18 protein-coding genes are annotated in these 22804 nt (G+C 47.4%); 17 read left to right on the forward strand and 1 reads right to left on the reverse strand.

Going from position 1 to position 22804, the window contains the following annotated elements; all coding sequences use genetic code 11:
• The first annotated feature begins 259 nt into the window (after positions 1–259).
• The 3 genes from ACN6NF_RS05810 to ACN6NF_RS05820 all read left to right on the forward strand — a co-directional run bounded on the left by ACN6NF_RS05810 (position 260) and on the right by ACN6NF_RS05820 (position 3695).
• A complete protein-coding gene (locus tag ACN6NF_RS05810; protein ID WP_474316002.1) occupies positions 260–1675 on the forward strand; it encodes a deoxyguanosinetriphosphate triphosphohydrolase family protein in 1416 nt (471 codons plus the stop codon).
• 70 nt (positions 1676–1745) lie between these two features.
• A complete protein-coding gene (locus tag ACN6NF_RS05815) occupies positions 1746–2687 on the forward strand; it encodes an MsnO8 family LLM class oxidoreductase (protein ID WP_474316004.1) in 942 nt (313 codons plus the stop codon).
• Between the two features lie 21 nt (positions 2688–2708).
• The gene (locus tag ACN6NF_RS05820; protein WP_474316007.1) at positions 2709–3695 is read left to right on the forward strand and encodes an RNA methyltransferase; all 987 of its coding nucleotides are present in this window, start codon (positions 2709–2711) and stop codon (positions 3693–3695) included.
• A gap of 4 nt (positions 3696–3699) precedes the next feature.
• Here ACN6NF_RS05820 and ACN6NF_RS05825 read toward each other — a convergent pair whose 3' ends face one another.
• Entirely contained in the window at positions 3700–4656 is a 957-nt protein-coding gene (locus ACN6NF_RS05825) for a D-2-hydroxyacid dehydrogenase (RefSeq protein WP_474316010.1), read from the reverse strand.
• Positions 4657–4883: 227 nt separating this feature from the next.
• Here ACN6NF_RS05825 and thpR point away from each other — a divergent pair, with 227 nt between their 5' ends.
• The 14 genes from thpR (at position 4884) to ACN6NF_RS05895 (ending at position 22802) form a co-directional block, all read left to right on the forward strand.
• Positions 4884–5450, forward strand: coding sequence for an RNA 2',3'-cyclic phosphodiesterase (thpR, locus tag ACN6NF_RS05830; protein ID WP_474316012.1), 567 nt, complete (start codon positions 4884–4886; stop codon positions 5448–5450).
• A 111-nt stretch (positions 5451–5561) separates the two neighbouring features.
• Positions 5562–6374: a cell wall hydrolase gene (locus tag ACN6NF_RS05835; protein ID WP_474316014.1), complete on the forward strand. Its 813-nt coding sequence runs from the start codon at positions 5562–5564 to the stop codon at positions 6372–6374.
• A gap of 169 nt (positions 6375–6543) precedes the next feature.
• Positions 6544–7227 carry a metal-dependent hydrolase gene (locus ACN6NF_RS05840; protein WP_474316017.1) on the forward strand — a complete coding sequence of 228 codons (684 nt, stop codon included), beginning with the start codon at positions 6544–6546 and terminating at the stop codon, positions 7225–7227.
• A 460-nt stretch (positions 7228–7687) separates the two neighbouring features.
• Complete coding sequence (gene gltB, locus ACN6NF_RS05845) at positions 7688–12286, forward strand: glutamate synthase large subunit (RefSeq protein ID WP_474316019.1); 4599 nt, start codon at positions 7688–7690, stop codon at positions 12284–12286.
• A gap of 322 nt (positions 12287–12608) precedes the next feature.
• Positions 12609–14246, forward strand: a complete 1638-nt coding sequence (locus tag ACN6NF_RS05850; RefSeq protein ID WP_013369810.1) for a sensor histidine kinase — start codon at positions 12609–12611, stop codon at positions 14244–14246.
• Between the two features lie 116 nt (positions 14247–14362).
• Positions 14363–15007 carry a response regulator gene (locus tag ACN6NF_RS05855; RefSeq protein ID WP_013369811.1) on the forward strand — a complete coding sequence of 215 codons (645 nt, stop codon included), beginning with the start codon at positions 14363–14365 and terminating at the stop codon, positions 15005–15007.
• A gap of 275 nt (positions 15008–15282) precedes the next feature.
• Complete coding sequence (locus ACN6NF_RS05860) at positions 15283–16026, forward strand: YveK family protein (RefSeq protein WP_474316022.1); 744 nt, start codon at positions 15283–15285, stop codon at positions 16024–16026.
• The gene (locus ACN6NF_RS05865) at positions 16010–16648 is read left to right on the forward strand and encodes a CpsD/CapB family tyrosine-protein kinase (RefSeq protein WP_474316024.1); all 639 of its coding nucleotides are present in this window, start codon (positions 16010–16012) and stop codon (positions 16646–16648) included. The genes ACN6NF_RS05860 and ACN6NF_RS05865 overlap by 17 nt, the downstream gene beginning before the upstream one ends.
• Positions 16649–16690: 42 nt before the next feature.
• Positions 16691–17581 carry a UTP--glucose-1-phosphate uridylyltransferase GalU gene (galU, locus tag ACN6NF_RS05870; RefSeq protein ID WP_025364257.1) on the forward strand — a complete coding sequence of 297 codons (891 nt, stop codon included), beginning with the start codon at positions 16691–16693 and terminating at the stop codon, positions 17579–17581.
• 16 nt (positions 17582–17597) lie between these two features.
• A complete protein-coding gene (locus tag ACN6NF_RS05875; protein WP_474316027.1) occupies positions 17598–18296 on the forward strand; it encodes a sugar transferase in 699 nt (232 codons plus the stop codon).
• Positions 18296–19231, forward strand: coding sequence for a glycosyltransferase (locus ACN6NF_RS05880; protein ID WP_474316029.1), 936 nt, complete (start codon positions 18296–18298; stop codon positions 19229–19231). Before ACN6NF_RS05875 ends, ACN6NF_RS05880 begins: the two co-directional genes overlap by 1 nt.
• A gap of 10 nt (positions 19232–19241) precedes the next feature.
• Positions 19242–20579 (forward strand): O-antigen ligase family protein, encoded by a 1338-nt coding sequence (locus ACN6NF_RS05885; protein WP_474316032.1) that lies wholly within the window; start codon positions 19242–19244, stop codon positions 20577–20579.
• A 4-nt stretch (positions 20580–20583) separates the two neighbouring features.
• Positions 20584–21354 (forward strand): WecB/TagA/CpsF family glycosyltransferase, encoded by a 771-nt coding sequence (locus ACN6NF_RS05890; RefSeq protein WP_014599532.1) that lies wholly within the window; start codon positions 20584–20586, stop codon positions 21352–21354.
• Positions 21355–21359: 5 nt separating this feature from the next.
• Complete coding sequence (locus tag ACN6NF_RS05895; protein WP_474316035.1) at positions 21360–22802, forward strand: O-antigen ligase family protein; 1443 nt, start codon at positions 21360–21362, stop codon at positions 22800–22802.
• Positions 22803–22804: the final 2 nt, after the last annotated feature.

Below are 22804 nucleotides of genomic sequence, written 5' to 3' on the forward strand. Positions count from 1 at the left end.
AACAGCATCATTCCGTCTACACCGTTTTCCATGCACATTTTTTAGTTTTACTTATATACTTCTATTTAAATAGAAGAAAAGAGGTGTTCCCTGAATCTGGTGGCTGGGGAACACCTTTTTTATATGACTTTGTTTACGTTTAGTGTACTTCGATTCATCCCGTTATGACCTGCAATCTTCTCCGTAAGTCATGTGAGCTTTCCTGTGACGTAAAAAAAATGTATAATCACTCCAATTGAGTACGTAGGGAGTGGGCTTTATGACATGGCAAAACAAAAGAGAACATCGGCAATTTGCGGAGCAGACACGGAGCGATGCTTCACGGGCAGCATATGAACGAGATTATTCTCGATTGATCCATTCACCGACTTTCCGTCGATTGCAGGGTAAATCACAAGTATTTGGCGCAGGCACAGGAGATTATTATCGCACACGGCTAACGCATTCTTTGGAGGTAGCACAAATTGCGCGTGAGGCAGCACGAAGCTTGCTGCGACGTCATCCAGAGGTAGAGTTGGAACAGGCGGATAACGCGGGACTGATCATTGACCCTGAGGTGGTGGAATGTGCGTCGATAGCGCATGACTTTGGGCATCCACCGTTCGGACACAAGGGAGAAGAGGTGCTGGACGGGATTTTGGATCAACTGATTGAGGCGAAGGTAGAAAAGATATCCGCTGCTGGTGGCTTTACGCCAGAGTCCAAGCGTGGACAGGAGGCCTATGCACGCGAGCGACAAATTTATGAGCATTTTGAAGGAAATGCACACAATTTCCGACTGATTATGTTTTTGGAGAAGCGGGAGAATGTAGATGGTTTGAATTTGTCGGACGCTGTGTTACTCGGAATCAACAAATACCCCTATCCAGGAATTCTGAACAAAAAAGGGTTGTACCTGCATGAGTGGGAATATATACGTTCGATCCGCGAGGATTGGGGCATTCCTGACGGTAAAAAAACGCTGGAGGCCCAGCTCATGGATCTGTGCGACGATATTGCTTATTCCGCGCATGATCTGGAGGATGGGATTAAGGCAGGGAAAATTGAGGTACACGAGCATTTCTTATATGATCCATATTTAATTCGTCTGATTACCGAGAAGATCACTACGCTGGAGGATAGTTTCTGGCAAGGCTGGCAACTGGCTGAGATTGAACAAAAGGTAGCGGCAGTGCTGAGCGAATTTTTGAAGGTGTGGAATGGCAAGATGCCGATCTGTGAACATGATTATTCTCGCACCCGCCGTGAGGTGAAGGCATACTGGGTCAGCCTGTTTGTCAGCAGCTTAGGTGTAATCGATGATGGAAACTGGAAAAAGGTAACCTTCGTACGGGAGGGAAGCGAGGATTTGGATATGCTGCGCACGGTGAGTGTATTAAAAAGCTTTGCTTGGGTCACCATGATCCGCGATCTGCGTGTACAGCGTCTGCAAAAACGCAGTGAATGGATGCTCAGACGGTTATGGTTGGCTTTTCTGGACCCTGAAACATCCAAGTCCATTATTCCGACCGATTGGCTCCAGCGCTATGAGCGCGACCAGGCCAAGGCCAAACCGATCTGGACATGGGAGCATATGGTCATTGATTATATTGCAGGCATGACCGATGCTTTTGCTGAAAAAATTTATAATGAGTTATATGGCCTGAAGGTAGGTTCCATTTATGATCTGGACTAACGTTTCATTTAACCCTATATAGTAGAAGAAACTTGTTTAGAACGGATAGAAGGGAGAGGAAAAGGCGTATATGCAACCTCAGTCTTTAGCTATTAACTCGTTGAAGCTCGGTGTGCTTGATATGGTACCGCTGCTGCCCGGCAACCGCCCGGAGCAAGCAGTTCAATGGGCAGCAAAGCTGGCGAAACAGGCGGAAGCATGGGGATATACACGCTACTGGACCTCCGAGCACCATGATATGGAGGGACTGGCTTCCTCCAGTCCGGAAGTGCTGTTGTCTCATATCGGGGCAGTGACGAGGACCATACAACTGGGGGCGCCTATTTTGCTTCCGCATTATAGTCCAGTCAAGGTCGCCGAATGGTTTCATCTGCTGGCTGCTCTATATCCAGGCAGAGTCGAATTGGGTCTGGGGAGGGCCCCTGGCGGGGGGCCTCATGCTTCGATGGCACTGAGCGGCAATTTTCTTCAACATGTGACCGAACTGCCACAGAAGATGGAAGCTCTATTGGCTTTGTTGGAAGGCACATATGAATATGAACAGACCCCCGTGTGTGCCCGTCCAATGCCAGAACAGCCGCCAGCGCTGTGGATGCTGGGTACCAACCGAAAAAGTGCCGAATATGCTGCACAGTATTCAACGGGCTATGTATTCGGCCAATTTATGAGTGAACAGCAAACGGAAGAAATGCTGAGCATTTACCGCTCTAGCTTTCAACCGTCCACACGGATGGACAAGCCCTGTACTATGGTTGCTGTAGGAGCAGTATGTGCGTCGACAGATGAGTTGGCTCAGCAATGGGCTGCTCAGATTTCATTGGGTGATCCGGCGATCCGAGCCAGTTGGCTGGTGGGAACACCATCTGTTATTGCCGAACGGTTGCGTAACTTGCAGGTCAAATATGACAATGATGAGTTTCTGTTGGTCACGCCCATTCCCGATTATGAGCAGCGGCTTCATTCCTACCGACTCATAGCGGAGGCTGTGAATGGTAGTCTTGATTCCAAATGAAAAGATGAAAAGAGAACTGACATGAATAAACAGAAAATTGATACAGATAAAATGGAACCCCGCTACATATATACCTATGCGTGTCATGAGACCGAGCGTGAACTGTGTCTTTTGGAACTAAAATGCTTGTTCGGTCAACAGCCTGTGCATAGTTCCATGCTGTCGTCCCATCTTCGGCTGGAGCCAGGGACCAGCCCGTTTATCCATCTTCGCCTGGATATCATCATCGAGGTGGACACACTGGAGGAGCTCTGTGAAGAGGCTTCCATGTTACAGCTTGAGGAAGGAAAGACCTTTAAGGTGCTGTGCCTTAAAGAAGGGGACAATGAGGCTGACTATGACGAGCGACGCGGGATAGAACGCCGGATTGGCGCACGTATTCACGGGCAGGCGCAAATGAAGATACCGGATGTCACCCTAGGAGTCATACGGGTAGGAGACCGGTGGCTGATGGGCATGTGCGAGTATAGCGACAGATCGTGGCAGGAGCGTCGCCAGAAGCCGCAAAACTATTCTACTGGACTACCCGTTCTGGTAGCTAGAGCACTTGTGAATTTGGCAGCAACGGATCTAACTGCATCTAAGGGAAAGTCTGGCTCTTTGAAACTGCTGGACCCGTGTTGTGGTATGGGCAATGTATTGATTGAGGCATTGAGTATGGGCAAGGATATCCGAGGCTGTGATATCAATCCGTTGGCGGTGCGTGGGGCCCGAGTAAATTTACGTCATTTTGGATATGAAGAAGATCTGGTGAAACTAGGGGATATGAACATGCTCACAGGTAATTACGATGCAGCTATATTGGATATGCCTTATAACCTGTGCTCCGTGCTCCCTGCTGACGAACAAAAAAAGATGCTAAGCAGTCTGAGGCGCCTGGCCGTGCGGGCCGTGATCGTGAGCACGGAGCCGATGGCAACATTGCTATCCGAGTCAGGCTGGACCGTTACGGAGCAATGCCGTATCTATAAGACAGGTATGAGTCGGGAAATCTGGATCTGCAAGTAGCTTGTTAATACTGAGTTTTGTAGTTAACCAAATTCAACGGCAGCTCCTGATCAGTAGCATAGGCTTTCAAATTAGTAACAAAAATATCTACCGCTCGTTCAGCATATCGGTCTGTATCCCCTGCAATATGCGGCGTAATCAGGACATGCTCTAGACTCCATAGTGGATGTGACGCAGGTAGCGGTTCTTCCTCGAATACATCCAGTCCGGCAAAAGCAATATGTTTTTGCTCCAGCGAGCGTACCAGCGCATCTGTATGAACAGTCTTGCCGCGACCGACATTAATGAAGAAGGCGCCTTTACGCATTGCTGCAAATGCTTTTTCGTCAAAGAAGTGATGGGTCTCTTCAGTGAATGGCAAAATATTAACCACAATATCCGCAGCGCCCAATGCTTCATGTAATTGTTCGTTTGTGTACATATGTTCTACATGGGGAGCTTCCTTGCCGGAACGACGAACCCCGATCACCCGCATGCCAAAGGCTTCTGCAATTCGAGCTGTTTCACGGCCAATTTCGCCAACACCTGTAATCAACAGCGTTTTGCCACGTAATTCCGTCAGTTGACCTTCCGGTGGCTGCCATGTTTTCTGACGCTGTAAGAGAGCCGCTTGCTGTAAATAACGGGTATGCGATAGCAGCATTCCAAAGATCTGCTCTGTAATTGGAATCGCATGCACACCGCTCGTATTCGTGAGTGCAATATCGCGCTTTTCCAGTTCGGCAAGCGGAAGCTTGTCAATCCCAGCCGACCAGGTTTGTATCCACTTTAGCTTGCTGTCTGGATGTAATGCTTCCTCGGTAATATGCTTGGACCAGCCTAGAATAACCTCGGCCTCACGAATTTGTTCAGACTCCAATTCCTGGGCTTTGCCAATAATCAACTCGTAGCCTGGAGCCGCTGCACGAACCTGTTTTTTTTGATCTTCCGTCAGTTGATGTAAACTTAAAATGCTTCCCATGATTCATAGCCTCCTCGATGTTTGATTCTTTGGAGTTTCCAATATATTCTGGCGAACCATCCCTTCAAGGATAACAGATTGTCGGAAAATTTGCATAAGATGGGTAGAAACAAGCCCGCGGTGTCATCATATATAACAACAAGTGGCTTTACCCTGATTAGGGACCAACCAAACAGCTACTTTTTGGGATATCCACGGGATATTCATTAAGAAAGGAGAAGAGGTAGATGAAAAATGAATCGCAAAGGCTCTTTACAGCGATCGCTCTCCCGGACGAGCACAAGAAGAAGTTACGTCATTGGGTGGAGCAGGATTTGAACAATTTGTCTTTTCGCAAATGGAGTGACTTCAGAGATTACCACGTGACCCTTCAGTTTCTGGGTGATGTGGCGACCTCGGTTATTCCACAACTTGAGCAGGCTCTCGTACATGCTGCGGCTGAGCATCGTCCGTTCACGCTCGGCGTGGGTGAAGCGGGCTTTTTTGGGCGTGAAGAGTTTCCGCGTGTACTGTGGAGAGGAGTGACCGGGCAGCGAGAGTCGCTGGATCAGCTGTACCAGTCCATACTTCGGGCTACCGAACCGCTGGGTTTTAAACCCGAGGAACGACCTTATCGCCCCCATATTACCCTAGCGCGTTCGTATACAGGAAAGGAGCCTATTTCAGCGTCTGTGTGGCAGTCAGATGACCGAAGCGGTGAGCCTTGGGAAGTGGGGGAATTTGTGTTATATGCAACACGGATGGGGCAAAAACCAATGTACCAAATAATTCAAACATTCCCATTAATGAGGTGAAACCCTTGATCTATCAGCGAATTTAGTGATATAGTGTTTCAGCGTTATTCAAAAAGCGCATTTTGGGTTACATATCTGAGGAATGTGCTTAAAGTTAACGGGAGGAACATTATGGAAATTATTAAAGAACATCGTTGGTTTGCACCTCTTTTGAGTGTGCTGCTTGTTTGTATATTGGGGATAGGCCTCTACGCTGAGGTTCAGCAAACACAGAATAATCATAAAAATGCACCTATGCAATCTCTGAGCTGGTCAGGGAACACTTCGATTCCTACATATGGCGACAGGATGGGGACCCATAACGGGTCAAACAGGACAAGCCCCATCTTTGTCGCTGCTCATGGGCAGCCAAGCTGGAAAGAAATTATGCCGACTCCGTTACCCGCTTCCCAGATGAAGCAGGCGGAACAAGCTCGGAATAACGTTGCTACAGGCAAGAAAAAGCCTGAGGTCCAGCATAGCAAGTCCGCAATCCTAACCCCTCCTACAACCATCTACTTTACGAAGACAAAAATGCTCACTCAGGATGACAAGGCGTTGTCTACCTGGAGCTACCCTGTCTCCGCTAAAGAACTGCTCCTGCTGCAAAAAATTGTGATGGCAGAAGCAGAAGGCGAACCGTACGAAGGCAAAGTGGCAGTTGCCAACGTTGTCTTAAACCGGCTGCGGTCAGCCTCATTTCCCGATACGATTCAGGCAGTGATTTATCAAAAAGCGCAATTTAGTCCGGTTGCGAACGGGCGTCTTCGTCGTGTTCAGCCTAATCAGGATTGCATCCGTGCAGTTACGGCCGCTTTGAATGGCCATAAAGCCGTGCCTGATAACACCTGTTTTTTCCTTTCGCTTACGTTGGCCCAGGACCTTACGGTTCATCATTCGCGTACCAAGGTGAAAACAATCGGTCATCATACCTTCTATAAATAAGCATATTGTATAAATCCCAAGAGCGACAAATAACAGCCCTTTCTAAACAACAGGGTTCAGATTTGTGAGCGTATTTTGTGTATGCAGGTGAAGCCGGTATGCAAAAGAGGTATAATAGGCAAAGGAAAGTAACCTAAATAATGAAAGTGATAAAGGAGGCGTAAATGTTATGAAAATCACATATTATGGACATTCAGTTGTGTTAGTGGAGGCAGAGCGGAAACGGATTATTATCGATCCTTTTTTGACGGGGAATCCTAAAGCAACCGTTAAGGCCGAAGATATTCAGGTCGATGCAGTACTGTTGACACACGGTCACGCCGATCATTTTGGTGATGCAGTTGAAATTGCCAAGCGCAATGATTGCCCTGTAATCGCGGTGGCGGAACTGGCTGAATATTGTGCATCCTTGGGAACCAAAGCTCACGGTATGAATCTGGGTGGTGGTCACCAATTTGACGGTTTTCATGTGAAATTTACGCTGGCGTTTCACAGCTCCTCTTTGACAGTGAACGGACAAACCATCTACATGGGAGAGCCAGCGGGTATCTTGTTGACTATGGGAGGCAAAACATTATTCCATGCAGGGGATACCGGCTTGTTTGGCGATATGCGTCTCATTGGAGAAACCAACTCCATCGATGCTGCAGTATTGCCGATCGGAGATGGTTATACAATGGGACCGGAGGATGCTTTGCTGGCAGCGAAATGGCTACGGGCAAGCCGCGTGATACCGGTGCATTACAATACTTTTCCCGGCATAGAGCAGGACGGAGACGGCTTCTGCGACCGTCTTCATAAAGAAGGTATTGAAGGGAAAGCATTGAAGCCAGGCGAAAGTCTCGAATTTTAATACGGTTTATCGATTTGCGGGAATGTACATGATGGTCCGTATGTATATTAAACTCCTTTGTCAGTCTTTTCTGTTCCTTGGGAATAGAAAAGACTGACTTTTTTAATGAATATTTATACATAAAAATGATATATTTTTGCATTGGTACGTTGAAGCTGTAATGTAAAAGATTTATTATCACAACCATAAAAACTTTGAATTGCTAACACAATAGGTCAATGATAAAATGATAGAACTAATTAGATTCATCAGTGGAATCGACGTGTTTTTCAAGTCAAGCCATTGCATAATTATTGAAAAACATGCGCATTCGGCGGACCGTACCGCCTTGAATACGTCTTATGTTTTTGTCCCCCATTCCTCGTAGTTGTTCTTTGATTTACCTCTTGTTGCCACTGTCTTCTATTCGGCCGCCTGTATTTCAGGCCAGCATGACTTTATAACAGAAAGGTTGCGTTCCATGAGACAGACAGGTTTACCACCCAAACAGGGACTATATGATCCCCAATTCGAAAAAGACGCCTGCGGCATGGGCTTTGTTGCCCACATCAAGGGAAAACCATCGCACGATATTGTAAGTCAGGCTTTGACCATGCTCGTAAACATGGAGCATCGGGGCGGTCAGGGAAGTGAACCAAACTCCGGTGACGGAGCAGGGATCATGATTCAGGTTCCGCATCTGTTTTTTCAAGAGGAAGCGGAGCGATTGGGCTTCAAATTGCCAAAGGCCGGACAATATGGCGTGGGTATGCTTTTTGTATCCAATGATCCCAAAGTTCGTGAGCTGCATGAGCAAAAGCTTAGAGAAATTATTGTGGACGAGGGCCAGAACTGTCTGGGCTTTCGCGATGTTCCAACTTATGACGAAATGCTGGGTAAATCGGCAAAAGCAGCTAAACCTAGCGTACGTCAGGTGTTCATCGGCCGCAGTAGCGATTTGAAGGAAGAACTGGATTTTGAACGGAAACTGTATGTCATTCGTAAACGTGCAGAGCTTGCTATTCGCTATAACCAAGAGGATATGAATGGTGAGTCGTTCTATATTCCAAGTTTGTCATGTCGCAAGGTTGTATACAAAGGAATGCTGACAACCGAGCAGGTAGGTAAATTTTATCTGGATTTGCAGGATGAGCGGGTGACATCGGCGATCGCGCTGGTCCATTCCCGTTTTAGTACGAATACGTTCCCGAGCTGGGACCGTGCGCATCCTTATCGTTTTATGATTCACAACGGTGAAATTAATACCATGCGTGGTAACGTAAACTGGATGCATGCGCGTCAGGCACAGTTTGAAAGTGAAGCGTTTGGCAACGATATCAAGAAGGTTAAACCTGTCATCAACCCAGATGGCTCGGATACAGCTATGTTTGATAATACGCTGGAATTTCTGTATCTGAGTGGACGTTCGCTTCCTCATGTAGCCATGATGATGGTACCTGAGCCTTGGAACAAGCATGAGACCATGGAGCCGAAGAAGCGGGCATTTTATGAATATCATAGCACCATGATGGAGCCGTGGGACGGACCTGCTGCGATGGCGTTTACAGATGGTATCCAAATCGGGGCGATTCTTGACCGCAACGGCCTGCGTCCTGCACGTTACTATGTGACCAAGGACGATCTGATTGCACTGTCATCTGAGGCGGGCGTATTGGATATTGCTCCTGAAAATGTGCTTTATAAGGATCGTCTCCGTCCAGGGCGTATGCTACTGGTGGATACCCAAGAAGGCCGCATCGTTTCTGATGAAGAGTTAAAGGAGCGCATTGCATCCGAAGAACCTTATCAGCAGTGGCTGGATGAGCATTTGATTGATCTGGATGATCTACCTGAAGCACTGGAGCAGCCAGAACCGAAACATGAAAATGTAAATCAGTTGCAACTCGCTTTTGGATATACGTTTGAAGAACTACGCAAACTTCTGGAGCCGATGGCACTTACAGGTGCGGAACCGATTGGCTCAATGGGGTATGATGCTCCACTGGCGGTATTGTCTGACCGTCCGCAACGTTTGTACAATTACTTTAAACAAATGTTTGCTCAAGTTACCAACCCGCCGATTGACGCCATTCGTGAAGAGATAGTGACGTCAACTGCAACGACGATTGGACCAGAGCGCAATTTACTGCATCCAGAACCGGAAAGCTGTCGCCAGATTCGGTTGGATTCACCAGTGCTGTCGAATGAAGAGTTTGCCAAAATTCGTCACGTACACCGTCCAGGCTTCAAATCCATGACCATTCCGATCTTCTTTGAAGCAAAAGAAGGTGCTGAGGGCTTATACAAGGCGCTGGAAGGACTGTTTGAGGCGGCTGACCGTGTCATTGACAAAGGTCATAACATTCTGATTCTGTCTGACCGTGGAGTGGATGCGGAAAATGCAGCCATTCCGGCGTTGCTAGCTGTTTCCAGCCTGCATCACCATCTGATTAAGCAGGGCACACGCACACGTGTGAGCATTTTGCTGGAATCCGGGGAACCAAGAGATATTCACCATTATGCGGTGCTTTTGGGCTACGGTGTGAGCGCGGTTAATCCGTATCTGGCGTTTGAAACGCTGGATGTCATGATTCAACAGGGCTTGCTGCGTGGCATCTCGCACGAAAAGGCAGTTAAAAATTATATTAAAGCGGCAACCAAGGGTGTCGTTAAAATATTGTCCAAAATGGGTATTTCCACGATTCAGTCGTACCGTGGAGCGCAAATTTTCGAGGCCGTAGGCCTAAAGCAGGATTTCGTTGACCGTTACTTCACTTGGACACCTTCCCGCATTGGCGGTATTGGTCTGGAGGAAGTGACGATGGAAGCGCTGGCCCAGCATAACCGTGCTTTCACTGATAAGGACGGCAATGACAAGGTGCTCGATTCGGGCGGCGAATACCAATGGCGCAACGATGGAGAAGAGCATTTGTTTAACCCGCAAACAGTGCATTTGCTCCAGCAGTCGGTTCGCTCAGGAGACTACGAGCTTTACAAGAAGTACACCAAACTAGTACAGGGTGAATCTGAACAACATTTGACGATTCGCTCCATGCTTCAATTGAAGCCTGCTGGTGAGCCTGTGCCGCTGGATGAAGTGGAATCTGCTGCATCGATCATGCGTCGCTTTAAAACAGGGGCTATGTCTTTCGGCTCCATTAGCCAGGAAGCGCATGAAGATTTGGCGATTGCAATGAATCGGATCGGTGGCAAGAGCAACACGGGTGAGGGCGGGGAAAACCCTGCGCGTTTCATCCCGGATGCTAATGGTGATTCACGCCGCAGTTCGATCAAGCAGGTGGCATCTGGCCGATTTGGTGTCACGTCGAACTACTTGGTGAATGCCGACGAAATTCAGATTAAAATGGCGCAAGGCGCGAAGCCGGGCGAAGGTGGGCAACTACCAGGACGCAAGGTGTATCCTTGGGTCGCCGAGGTACGCGGTTCAACGCCAGGAGTAGGCCTGATTTCGCCACCACCGCATCACGATATTTATTCTATCGAGGATTTGGCAGAGCTTATCTACGATCTCAAAAACGCCAATCCACGTGCTGACATTAACGTAAAGCTGGTATCAGAGGTAGGCGTAGGCACGATTGCTACAGGGGTAGCCAAAGGCCGTGCTGATATTATTCTGGTCAGCGGTTATGACGGTGGTACAGGCGCTTCCCCGCAAGGCTCCATCCGCCATGCGGGTATGCCTTGGGAGCTGGGGCTGGCTGAAACGCATCAGACGCTCATGCTGAACAACCTGCGCGACCGCGTGGTACTGGAGACAGACGGCAAGATGCTGTCTGGACGTGATTTGGTCGTAGCTGCCCTGTTGGGTGCGGAAGAATACGGCTTTTCCACAGCGCCGCTCGTGGCGTTGGGCTGTATTATGATGCGGGTATGCCAAATGGATACCTGTCCGGTTGGTGTGGCTACGCAGAATCCAGAGTTGCGCAAAAATTATATGGGTGATCCAGCCCATGTGGTGAATTTTATGCGTTTCATCGCAGAAGATGTCCGTGAAATTATGGCGGAGCTGGGATTCCGCACGATTCAGGAAATGATTGGCCGTACGGATTGTCTGGATACCGTGAACGCCGATTCGCATTGGAAGAAGAAGGGCGTAGACCTGAGCTTGCTGCTGCATGTTCCTGAGCTGGAAGACGGAAGTGTACGTTACCGTGTACAACGCCAAAACCACGGACTGGAAGAAACACTTGATATGCAGAAGCTCGTACCGATGGCTGCGAAAGCACTGGAGAACGGAACGCCTGTTGAGGGAACCTTGCCTATTACCAACGTAAATCGTGCAGTAGGTACGATTCTGGGCAGCGAGGTCACACGTAAGTATGGAGCAGCGGGTCTGCCTGAGGATACGATTCGCTTTAACTTTATTGGATCGGCGGGTCAGAGCTTCGGGGCCTTTATTCCGAAAGGCATTACGTTGAGCGTCGAAGGCGATAGCAATGACTATGTCGGTAAAGGGCTATCTGGTGGTAAAGTTATTGTAAAGAAATCTCACAAAGCGACCTTTAAGGCAGAAGAGAACATTATTATCGGAAATACAGCTTTGTATGGAGCGACCAGCGGTGAAGCTTATATTAACGGAATCGCAGGCGAGCGCTTTGCCGTTCGGAACTCCGGCGCACGTATTGTTGTTGAGGGCGTTGGTGATCATGGCTGCGAATATATGACGGGCGGACGTGTAGCTGTATTGGGTGAAACCGGACGGAACTTTGGAGCCGGGATGTCCGGAGGAATTGCATACGTCTATGATCCTGAAGGAACGTTCCTGAGCCGTTGTAATCTGGAAATGGTGTTGCTGGAAGATGTGGAAGATCCTGCAGAAGCAGCAGATTTGCGCGGCTTGATTCAGCGCCATGTCAATTACACAGGTAGTGAAGCGGGACAACGTATTTTGGATGAATGGCAGACTGCGATTCAGCAATTTGTACGGGTGATTCCAAAGGATTACAAGCGTATGGTTGAACAGATCCAAAAAGAAGAGGCGACCGGTTTGAGCGGGGATGAAGCTCTACTGGCAGCATTTGAAGCCAATATGCGTGAATTGGCGCGTACCGGGGGCTAAAAAGCAGACCCCCAAATTCACTAAAAAGGACTCGCTGAATACCGCTGTTATAGTCACGGCGGTACCAGCAAGTCCTTTTTTTAGGCTGATAAAAATGTGATTTATTACCTTGACAAACGTCATAAATTCTGACATTACCCCCAAAATGTTTTCCTGAAACGGTAAATATGTTATAAAAAGTACCAAATTTTTTGGAATGTAACCGTTTACGTAAGAGTTTATGTCTTGTTATTTATTTTTGGATTGGTTATGATTTTTTTAGAGTACGCAAACAAACCTAATATGCCCATCGTCCCTTCAAAACACAGAATAGGGTGACAGGATGAAGTTGAAGAAGTCAGCAGAAGACAAAATGATTTTTTTATACCGTTATGTATCATTATCTTTAACATCACTTGTTTTTCTGTTCGAAACATCTAGATTAATGGTATGGCAGAAGCTATTACTGATTGTTTTTCTATTTTTATCCGTTACAGCATTTACTTGGATTTACCGTAAATACAGACTTCATGATATGGTATTGAAATGCAGTATTGCACTAGAAACCGCAGGGATCATTTTGCTGTTATTCCCGACCGGAGGGATCAATAGCCCGTTCAAATGGTATGTGATTACTCCCATGCTGGTAGCTTGTGCTCATCTATCTATGAGGTACAGCTGGACGCTCCTACTTTCTTATATCGGTTTGGTGCTCACATTTTGTTATATCTTTTTTACACCAGGTCAATATTTTTTGTGGGATCTTATATTGCAGAACATTAATCTGTTTCTGGTATTGATCGTAACCACAATGGCAATGCAGGTTATTCGCGTCATGAAGGACGAACTGAAGGTGGCTAAAGAACAAGCCAATGAGACGATGGATCATATCAAGTCGATTTACCACATCATGGAGACAACCAGCCATAATGAGGCATTAAATTTAGGTCAGGTCATCTCGGATTACACTGTCAAGCTAACCAAGCAGAGCCGTGCATTTTTCTGGCTGGATAGTCAGGAGGAAGATGCGCCGGCAAGCAGCCAGACAGGCTGGACGGTAGAGGAAGAGGAGCAGCTATTCGAGGAACTGGAGAATTACCGGGAAGAGTTCAGGGAAGAGCGCGAACCATTTTTCAGACATCTGCCGGAATGGGGCGACTTTCTCATGATCACCGTACCGATGACGACCCGCTTTGTAGCGACGATTGGCCTCAAGCTGGGACCGGATCAAAGTTTGACAGGAAGACGCTGGCTTGTGCAACAACTGATATTTTTAGCTGAGCTGAGTGCTGTGTTTTTGGAGCGCTATGAGCTGGAGCGTATTGAGAATCAGTTAATTGTAACGAATGAGCAGAACCGGATTGCTAATGAAATGCATGACAATGTTTCACAAAGTCTTTTTGGTATTGTGTACGCAACCCATTCTCTCCGCCAGACCTGGTGCCATCAGCCTAAGGAGCAGGTGGAGGAACAAATTGATTTAATTCAGCAATCGGCCAACCAAGCGGTTAGAGAGCTGAAGGGGGCAATTCATAGTCTAAGCTCGAAAAAAAGCGGAGGATCAACTTGGTTGGGGACGGTGAAAAGTCATCTGCATACACTCTCCAAGCTGAACCATGTACAAATTGATTTTGACATTCATGGTGATCATTATTCACTTCCGTATTTGTACCAAAAGGCTTTGTTCCGCATCATTTCTGAAGCGGCGGGGAACGCAATCCGTCATGGATTGGCCAAGCGAATTGATGTGAAGTTAAAATTGACGCCCCAAGTGATTAGACTGTCTATTCATGACGACGGAGTAGGGTTTGAGACGGCGAGAATGGTAGCAGGAGGTGAGGCGGTCAGTGCAGGCGGAGGCCTGGGCATGATGAATATGGAATATTTAGCTCAATCGATGGGAGGCGAATTTGATATTTCAAGTCGAATCGGAGAAGGAACACAGATCCGATTGTCCATTCCGGTAAATGCTTATGAATGAGGATTTTACAAAATCCTTGAATACAATGTGTGAACATTCTGCAATACAAAATCTGCGGTAACAATCGGATACATAGGGATTATGCAAATCCTGAACTGTAGACAGGAGGCCGAATCATGAAAATTGTCATTGTCGATGATCATCCTTTAGTACGGAAAGGACTCGCTGCCGTTATATCCATGCAGCCCAATGTTCAGTTCGCGGGAGAGGCCCAGAATCAACAGGAAGCACTTGCAGTGATCGAGGAAACAGATCCGGATTTGGTGCTGCTGGATTTGAAATTAGCTGATGAATCAGGTCTGGATATTATCAAGATAGCGCGCGGACGCGGGTTCAGAAGCAAATTTATTTTGCTGACCTCTTCTGCAACACGTGAAGATTTTCTGAAAGCGGAGGAAGCCTCTGTGGACGGTTATGTGCTTAAGGAGGCTTTGCCTGAGGAACTAATTTACGCGATTCATCTTGTCAACAAAGGACGCAAATATTATGATCCGGCTATTCTCGAAAATAAGCTGCGTGAAGATGCGGGCAATCTCACGGACGACCTGACACCCAAGGAAAAGGAAGTGCTGGTCGAGCTGGGGCAAGGCGCTTGCAATCGTGAAATAGCATCCCGGTTATTTATCAGTGAGTTCACCGTCAAAAAGCATGTCAGTCAGATCTTGGCCAAGCTGCGATTGGCAGATCGTACGCAGGCAGCATTATATGCAAATGCGATTGGTCTAGCGAAGTACGAGCCAACCAATATGATGATGCGCTAACCCATAAGCTACGCAGTAGTTTCATATGCGAGTGGTATAGAGAAATCCTCAAAATCACCAACTTTGGTGGTTTTGAGGATTTTTTCATTTCTATTTACCATAATCGACAAAGTATGGTACAAAAGTATACCATGCCGTGTCCAAAAGTATACATCCCCCTTCCCCTGTAGTGAGGGAGAAAGTGCCGTTCGGTTCCATGTCGTCCATACAACGGATTGTTACAATTAGATCATACTTAAAATAAGAAGAGAAATTGTATGGGAGGGAGGATTTTTGTGGAGAAAACCATTTTGGATTATCTAGTCCTGATCAAAAAAAGATTGTGGCTGATTGCGATTTTTGTCATTCTCTCATGCGTAACGACTTACATTGTGAGCGACAATGTCGTAAAGCCAGTCTACTCCGCTTCAAGCCAACTGCTGGTTAATCATATTTCCGCCAAGCAGGGGAGTAACAATCTGAACGACGTCAACACAAGTCTTAATTTGGTGGAAAGCTACAAGCAAATTCTCACTTCACCTAAAATTATGGACGCTGTGGTAGCGACTCATCCTGAGTTCAATTTGACGTCGCAAAAGTTGGCAGAGAAGCTGCAGATTAAATCCTCGGATAAAAGTCAGGTAATTGGCTTGACGTTTGAGGCAGGGAATTATCCCCAGGCTGCAGCGGTTGTAAACGCGGTAACCCAGAAATTCGTACAGACGGTTCCGGGATTGATGGAATTAAATAATGTGAAAATTTTAAATGAAGCGGACCCGCAGGCTAATCCTGACCCGATTAATGGGAATCCGCTCATGAATATTGCGATTAGTTTTCTCGTATCGCTGATGATTGCACTGGGCACGATTGTGTTCCTGGAGAGCATTAACGGCACGCTGCGCACGGAAAAAGAAGCGGAGGCAGACATCGGCATTCCGGTAATTGCATCGATTCCCCTCATTCGCAAGAAGGACATCGATGGAGTGGCTGGAAATTCCAAAGAACGGGTAGGGGAGCGTAAATATGCTGCGATTGAATGACATGTTGATTACAGAAAGTAATCCATCATCGTATATCTCGGAATCATTTCGATCCCTCCGTACATACATCCGGCAGCAGGTGATTGGACAAAAGGACCGTGGAACGGTTCTATTGTTAACCTCGCCGGAAAGCGGAGCGGGAAAAACAACACTGATCGCCAACATCGGAGTTTCCTTTGCTCAAGAAGGCAAGAAGGTGGCTCTGGTGGATTGCAATCTGCATAGACCAGCGCTGCACGAGATATTCGGTATGGAGAATACCGGAGGTCTATCGGCTTATTTGCGCGGTGGGGCTTCTTCCAAATCTATCGTTAGGCATGGTGGACTGGAGCTATCGGTTGTTCCTGGTGGGGACAGTCTGTATAACGCAGCAGATTTACTCGGTAGCGAACGTATGGCAGAGCTGATGGAAGAGCTTAAACGTGAATATGACATCATCTTACTCGATTCGGCGCCAGCGCTGAATTATACGGATGCTCGTCTGATTGCAGGCTTGACGGATGGTGTGATTCTCGTTGCCAAGCATGGCCGGACCAAACGGGAAGATCTACGCAAAACAAAGCAACTCATGGAGCAGGCTAGCGCGACGCTGGTTGGAATTGTGATGAATCAGGTGAAGTAAGCAACACCAAAATTCGATGAAGCAAGGAGAATGAGTGCGATGATGAAAAAAGTGAAAAAGGCCATTATTCCAGCAGCAGGATTGGGAACGCGCTTCCTCCCTGCCACCAAAGCAATGCCTAAGGAAATGCTCCCGATTATCAATAAGCCTACGATTCAATATATCGTGGAAGAAGCGATTGCTTCTGGTATCGAGGACATCATTATCGTTACGGGTAAAGGTAAACGTGCCATTGAGGACCACTTTGACAACGCATTTGAGCTGGAATCCAAACTGCTCGAGGACGGTAAGCTGAAGCTTCTGGAGGAAGTACAGCGCTCTTCAGGAGTGGAAATCCACTATATTCGCCAGAAAGAACCCAAGGGTCTTGGACATGCGGTATGGTGCGCAAGACGCTTTATCGGGGACGAGCCATTTGGTGTGCTGCTGGGCGATGATATCGTGACAGGTCAGAAACCTTGCCTGCGCCAGCTGATGGATCAATATGAGGAAACACAAAATTCTGTGATCGGCGTGCAGCGGGTACCACAGGAATTCACAAACCGGTATGGCATCATTGAACCGGACCAACAGGACGGACGATTGTACCGAGTGAATAATTTTATTGAAAAACCGGCTCCAGGCACAGCCCCATCCGATTTGGCTATTATGGGTCGTTATGTGTTCTCGCCGAAAATTTTCAAATATCTTGATCTTCAGGAAAAAGGAGCTGGCGGCGAAATTCAGTTGACGGATGCGATCCAAAAGCTGAATCAGAGTGAACGTGTATACGCCTATGACTTTGAAGGCACGCGTTATGACGTAGGTGAACGTCTTGGATATATCTTAACCACTCTTGAATTTGCGCTTGCCAGCGATGATTTGAAGTATCCGGTTATGGAGGCCATGAATGAATGGCTGAAAAAAACCGAGAAAGCAACCACAGCGGGTTGAGAGGAGGTACGTCAGCATGAGCATGGAAAATTTACCGGAGGATGGCGAGGCTGTCATGTCAGGTAAAGCGTTTTACATGCCATACGGAAATACACAAATTCAGGATAAAACGTCCTACCTGGTCACAAAACGCCTCCTTGATATGCTGCTGTCTTTCGTCGGCTTAATTGTCTTGCTTCCACTGTTTGCAGTGGTGGGCATTTTGATTAAGCTCGAAGACCCAAAGGGAAGTGTATTTTTCAAGCAAACTCGGGTGGGCAAGAATGAGAAGTTATTCGATATGTATAAATTCCGTTCAATGGTGTCCAATGCCGAGGAACTGAAAAAGGACTTGATGGAGCTGAATGAAGTGAGCGGCGCCATGTTTAAAATTAAAAACGATCCTCGGATCACGAAAGTTGGCAGTTTTCTGCGCAAGACGAGTATTGATGAGATTCCGCAGTTGTGGAACGTGTTGGTTGGAGACATGACTTTAGTCGGTCCGCGCCCGCCGTTACCCAGCGAGGTTGAACAATACTCCGATTATGACAAGCAGCGTCTGATTGTAACACCGGGATGTACGGGTTACTGGCAGGTGAGCGCACGTAACAGTGTAGGCTTCGAAGAAATGGTGCAAATGGATTTGAAGTATATTCATGTTCGCAATACGTGGCTTGATCTGAAAATCATCATGAAAACAGGCGTTAAAATGCTGTTCTCCAAGGATGCTTACTGATGGATGCATTTAAGCGATGTCCCGCAGTGTCCGTCGTTATTTGCACCTATAACCGGGCGGACCTGCTGGAGAAAACGTTGATGTCTCTACTGAAGCTGGAAGACCTTGCACTGGCTGAGATCATTGTGGTCGATAACCGATCCACCGATCATACAGCAGCGACGATCAAAAGATTCACTGTTGCGCATGGTCAGCATATTCATCTTCGGTATCATTATGAGCGCGAACAAGGACTATCTGCCGCTCGTAATGCCGGCATTACGTTATCAAAGGCAGATGTCATTGCTTTTCTGGATGATGATGCAATTCCGTGTGTTACATGGCTGCAAACAATTATGTCGGCCTTTGGGAACAATCCCGAGCTTACGGCTATGGGTGGGAAAATTGATCCTAAGTTTGAGACGGAACGGCCGAACTGGTTGACAGGGCCGCTTGAACTGCCTTACACGATTATCGATCTGGGGAAATCCGTTCGGGAATATCCAGCGGGCCTGAATCCATTTGGAGCGAATATGGCTATGCGCAAAACGGCTTTCGCAGCCGTCATGTTCCCGCTTCACTTGGGCAGAAAGGGAGATATCCTATTATCTGGTGAAGAATCGTGGGTATTCGAGCAAATCCGTAAAAATGGTGGAACGATTATGTATCATCCGCACATGGCGGTAGAACATTTTGTTCCGGCTTCACGCTTAACGAGAGAATGGATTTTGAATCGCTACTATTGTCAGGGCATGTCTAATGCTGCTCAGGCTGCAGGTCTGCGCGGCAATGCGATGCTGATGGCAAAAGTGGCAGCCAAAGCGTTATACATCACGGTGGATTCCCTGCTGGCACGTACTGAGGGCAGGAAGCTGTTGAACCGGTGCAGGCTTGAAAATATCCGCGGAACGCTGGATACACTGCGCAACCGGAAAAGCGAGTCAGCTGCGGGGTGAAAGATTGAACATGAGTAACTATCCTTGGACTTCCAGAATTAACACCATACAGCATGTTTTTATTTTTCTACTAGGCGCTCTTGCTGTAGGAATTGCAGCTACCTATCAACCTGTGGTCAGTATTGCGGCGGTATGCTTACTGCTTTTGTTGGCTGTCTCTATCCATCATCCAGAGCGCATCAGCTATGCAGTTTTGCTGAGCACAGCGGTCTCGGTCGATTCCCTGTATCAGGGTGGCGTGTTCGGCATTGAGATATTGTCATTGTACAAATTGGGCATTTTGGCTCTGCTAGTGCCTTGCATGCTCGTGTATGGCATTCGTCTCAAGTTCAGCTATCCAGTCTGGGCATTGGTTGTCATGTTGGGGATTACATTTGGATTTTCAGCATGGTTGCCTTTGTTAACGACCTCGATTGCCGTCAAGGCGTTCGTGGGACTATCACTGCCCTTCTTTTTTTTACTGATCCAGTGGAAAAAGGATGTGGCGGAAAAGCATATTCGACTGATCAGTCTGTTGCCGATTATTAGTGTGGTCATTGGATTGGGCTTGCAGGTCCTAGGGTTGCATTCATTTACGGATGTGGAATTTACGGGCGCAGTCAGAGTACAAGGAGCGAATATACCGCCGCATTTGGCAATGCTCTCCTTTCTCGGAATTGCTGTCTCTCTGATTGAGGTCAAGCGTAAACCCAAGCAAGCCGCCTTTTATTACACAGTGTTGGCCCTGAACTTTTTAATCCTGATCGCCACCGGTACACGTGGGCCGATTCTGGCATTGTTATTAATGTTTGCTGTGTATCTGTTTGATATTGCCCGTCAGTACCTCAAGGGAAAAGTCAATTATTTGCTACCGCTGGCCGGATCGTTTTTGGTTGCTCTGGGGGCGGTGGCCCTGCAATGGAACAATTTAAAAAAACGCTCCTTCGAACGGGAGACCGACACAGGCATTGACCTGTCGGGACGCTCGGAGGCATGGGAATATTTTTTGAACAGAGTACATGATTACCCTTGGTCAGGCAGAGGCCTTGGCGCGGTAACGGTTGCGAACGACGGGACGTTATTCAATGGTTTTGTTGTACCGCATAACGAGTATATACGCTTTTATTTTGATACCGGATATATCGGTTGCGGGCTATTAATGCTTTCATTACTGATCGTGTTCGCTCTCATTTACCGGTCACTTGCCAAGTCTATCAAACCTTATTTTGCAACTTTAATTGCCGGTTTTTTGATCTACTCGTTTTCAGATAATACGTTGTCGACGGTTCAGATGATTATTCCGTTTTGCTGGTATTTGAACGCATTATACCAGACATCTACTCAAACCGATTTTCGCAAAGAGAAGTGATACGATGAGCAGAGTGAACATGTTCGATGTCAACTTTGATAATTATGATTTTAATGATCTACTCGAATTTATAGATACTTCTATTGAGCATCAGCGTCATTCCTACATTTTGACCTGTAATGTCGATCATGTGATCAAGCTTCGCAAGGATGATGAATTCCGCAAGGTATATTCGGATGCCGGAGCCGTAGTGGCTGATGGAATGCCTATCATTTGGGCGTCTAAGTTACTGAAAAAGCCCCTCAAACAAAAGGTGTCCGGCTCCGATTTGTTCACCCGGCTGGGAGAGGCTTTTGAGGATCGAGGCTATCGCCTGTTTTTTCTGGGTGCAGCTGACGGTATTCCTGAGAAGGCTATGCTTAATCTCCAGGAATCCTATCCAAACATGAATGTGGTGGGCTGCTATTCTCCTTCTTATGGCTTTGAGAAAAACGAAGAGGAGAACAGATACATTATCCAGTTGCTTCAAGAGGCTCGCCCAGACATCGTTTTTGTAGGTGTAGGAGCACCGAAGCAGGAAAAATGGATTTATAGATATTATGAGACTTACCGCGCTCCAGTTTCGATTGGGGTGGGAGCGACCTTTGATTTCCTGTCGGGAAATGTAAAGAGAGCACCGGAGCTGATGCAGAAGACAGGATTTGAATGGTTTTGGAGGTTGTCTCAGGAGCCTAAACGATTGTGGAAAAGATATTTGATTGAGGATTCCCAGTTCCTCGTTCTGCTGTTTAAAGAGATGTTCAAGCGGAAGCGGATGAAGGGAGGCCAGGGGTGAGAAACATGAGTCGGTTGGCAGATCAGCAGATTTCCTTCTGGCTAGGAAGTCGGCGTGGAATCGGCATGATCGGCATGGGGGTGCTGGCTTGTATGCTACCACTCGCCATCGGATTTGTCAGCGCCAAAATGAATCCCACCATGAGCCAGCAGGGAGCCATATTGCTGGCGATCGTTTTTCCGGCCTTCCTGCTGGCGATCTTGCAATCACGGCAATTGATTTCTTACACATTGGTGGTGTGGGCAGTAGGCCCGGAAATCCGCCGCATTGCAGATTGGCTGGAGGGAACGTATCACTCGGTTTCCTTATTGAGCGTGGCGCCGCTGCTGGTAAGCAGCATGCTGATCATTCCTGTGCTGCGGGGCATTCATCTGGCGGAAAAGCCATTAACCCGGATTGCTGTATTTTTCGGCATAGAGCTGGCCTACGGAAGTGTGGTCGGGTTATTCAAAAATGGTATTGTTTTTGCTTATGATTTGGCCAATTATGTGGTTCCATTGCTTCTATTGCCTTATCTTGCGATTAAGCCTATGAAAGCCAAGGAGTTGGACCGACTGCTGTATTCATACGCCAACATTGCTGTTCTAGTAGCGATATACGGCATTATTCAGTACTTGACGGTGCCTCCTTGGGATGCATTTTGGATGAATCATGTGGAAATGAATTCCATTGGCGTGCCAGAACCGCTTCAAATCAGAGTGTTTTCTTCCATGAACTCGCCCGGCCCATGCGCTATTTTCTTGGCAATGGCACTTGTACCAATGCTGATGGAGAAACGGTGGCGAGGCACTTTGGGATGGATTGGAGTCCTGCTAACAGTCGTTTGTCTCTTGGTCACGCTCGTACGTTCAGCCTGGCTGATTGCATTCGTCATGTTGCTGGCTTACATTCTCAGCTCATCCTCCAAAGGAAAGTGGAAGACCCTGTTTCAACTTGCTATCGTCGGCCTTCTTCTCTATATCATCGTTCCAAAACTTCCGGGGGCAGAAGGTTTGGTGGCTCGCATGCAGACGTTGACAGATATTCAACAGGATCATTCGTACAATGAACGTTTGGATCTACTGCATACTATGCTTCCGGCGATTACTAGCAATCCGGTCGGGCAGGGGATCGGGAGTGTAGGTATCGGAACCAAGCTTGATAACGGCGGCGATCTCGGTGAACTTGGGATTATGGATAATGGTTATATTGCCATTTTCCTCACCTTCGGTATTTGCGGAGCATTCTTTTTCTTCGGTGGTCTGTTCGTTATCATCAAGCGCCTTCTCGTCCGTATTGCCGAACGGAATTCCAGTCAGCCTTATATCAGACTGGCGTTGGCTACATGGGCCGGAGCTGTAGCCAGTCTAATATCGGATAATGGTTTCCCCGGTATGCGCGGCTATTTGATCTGGATGATGATCGGAATAGGACTATGGGCAAAAGATGTCATCGCGGAAAGAAGGTAAAG

Source organism: Paenibacillus sp. TSM33 (assembly GCF_056099025.1).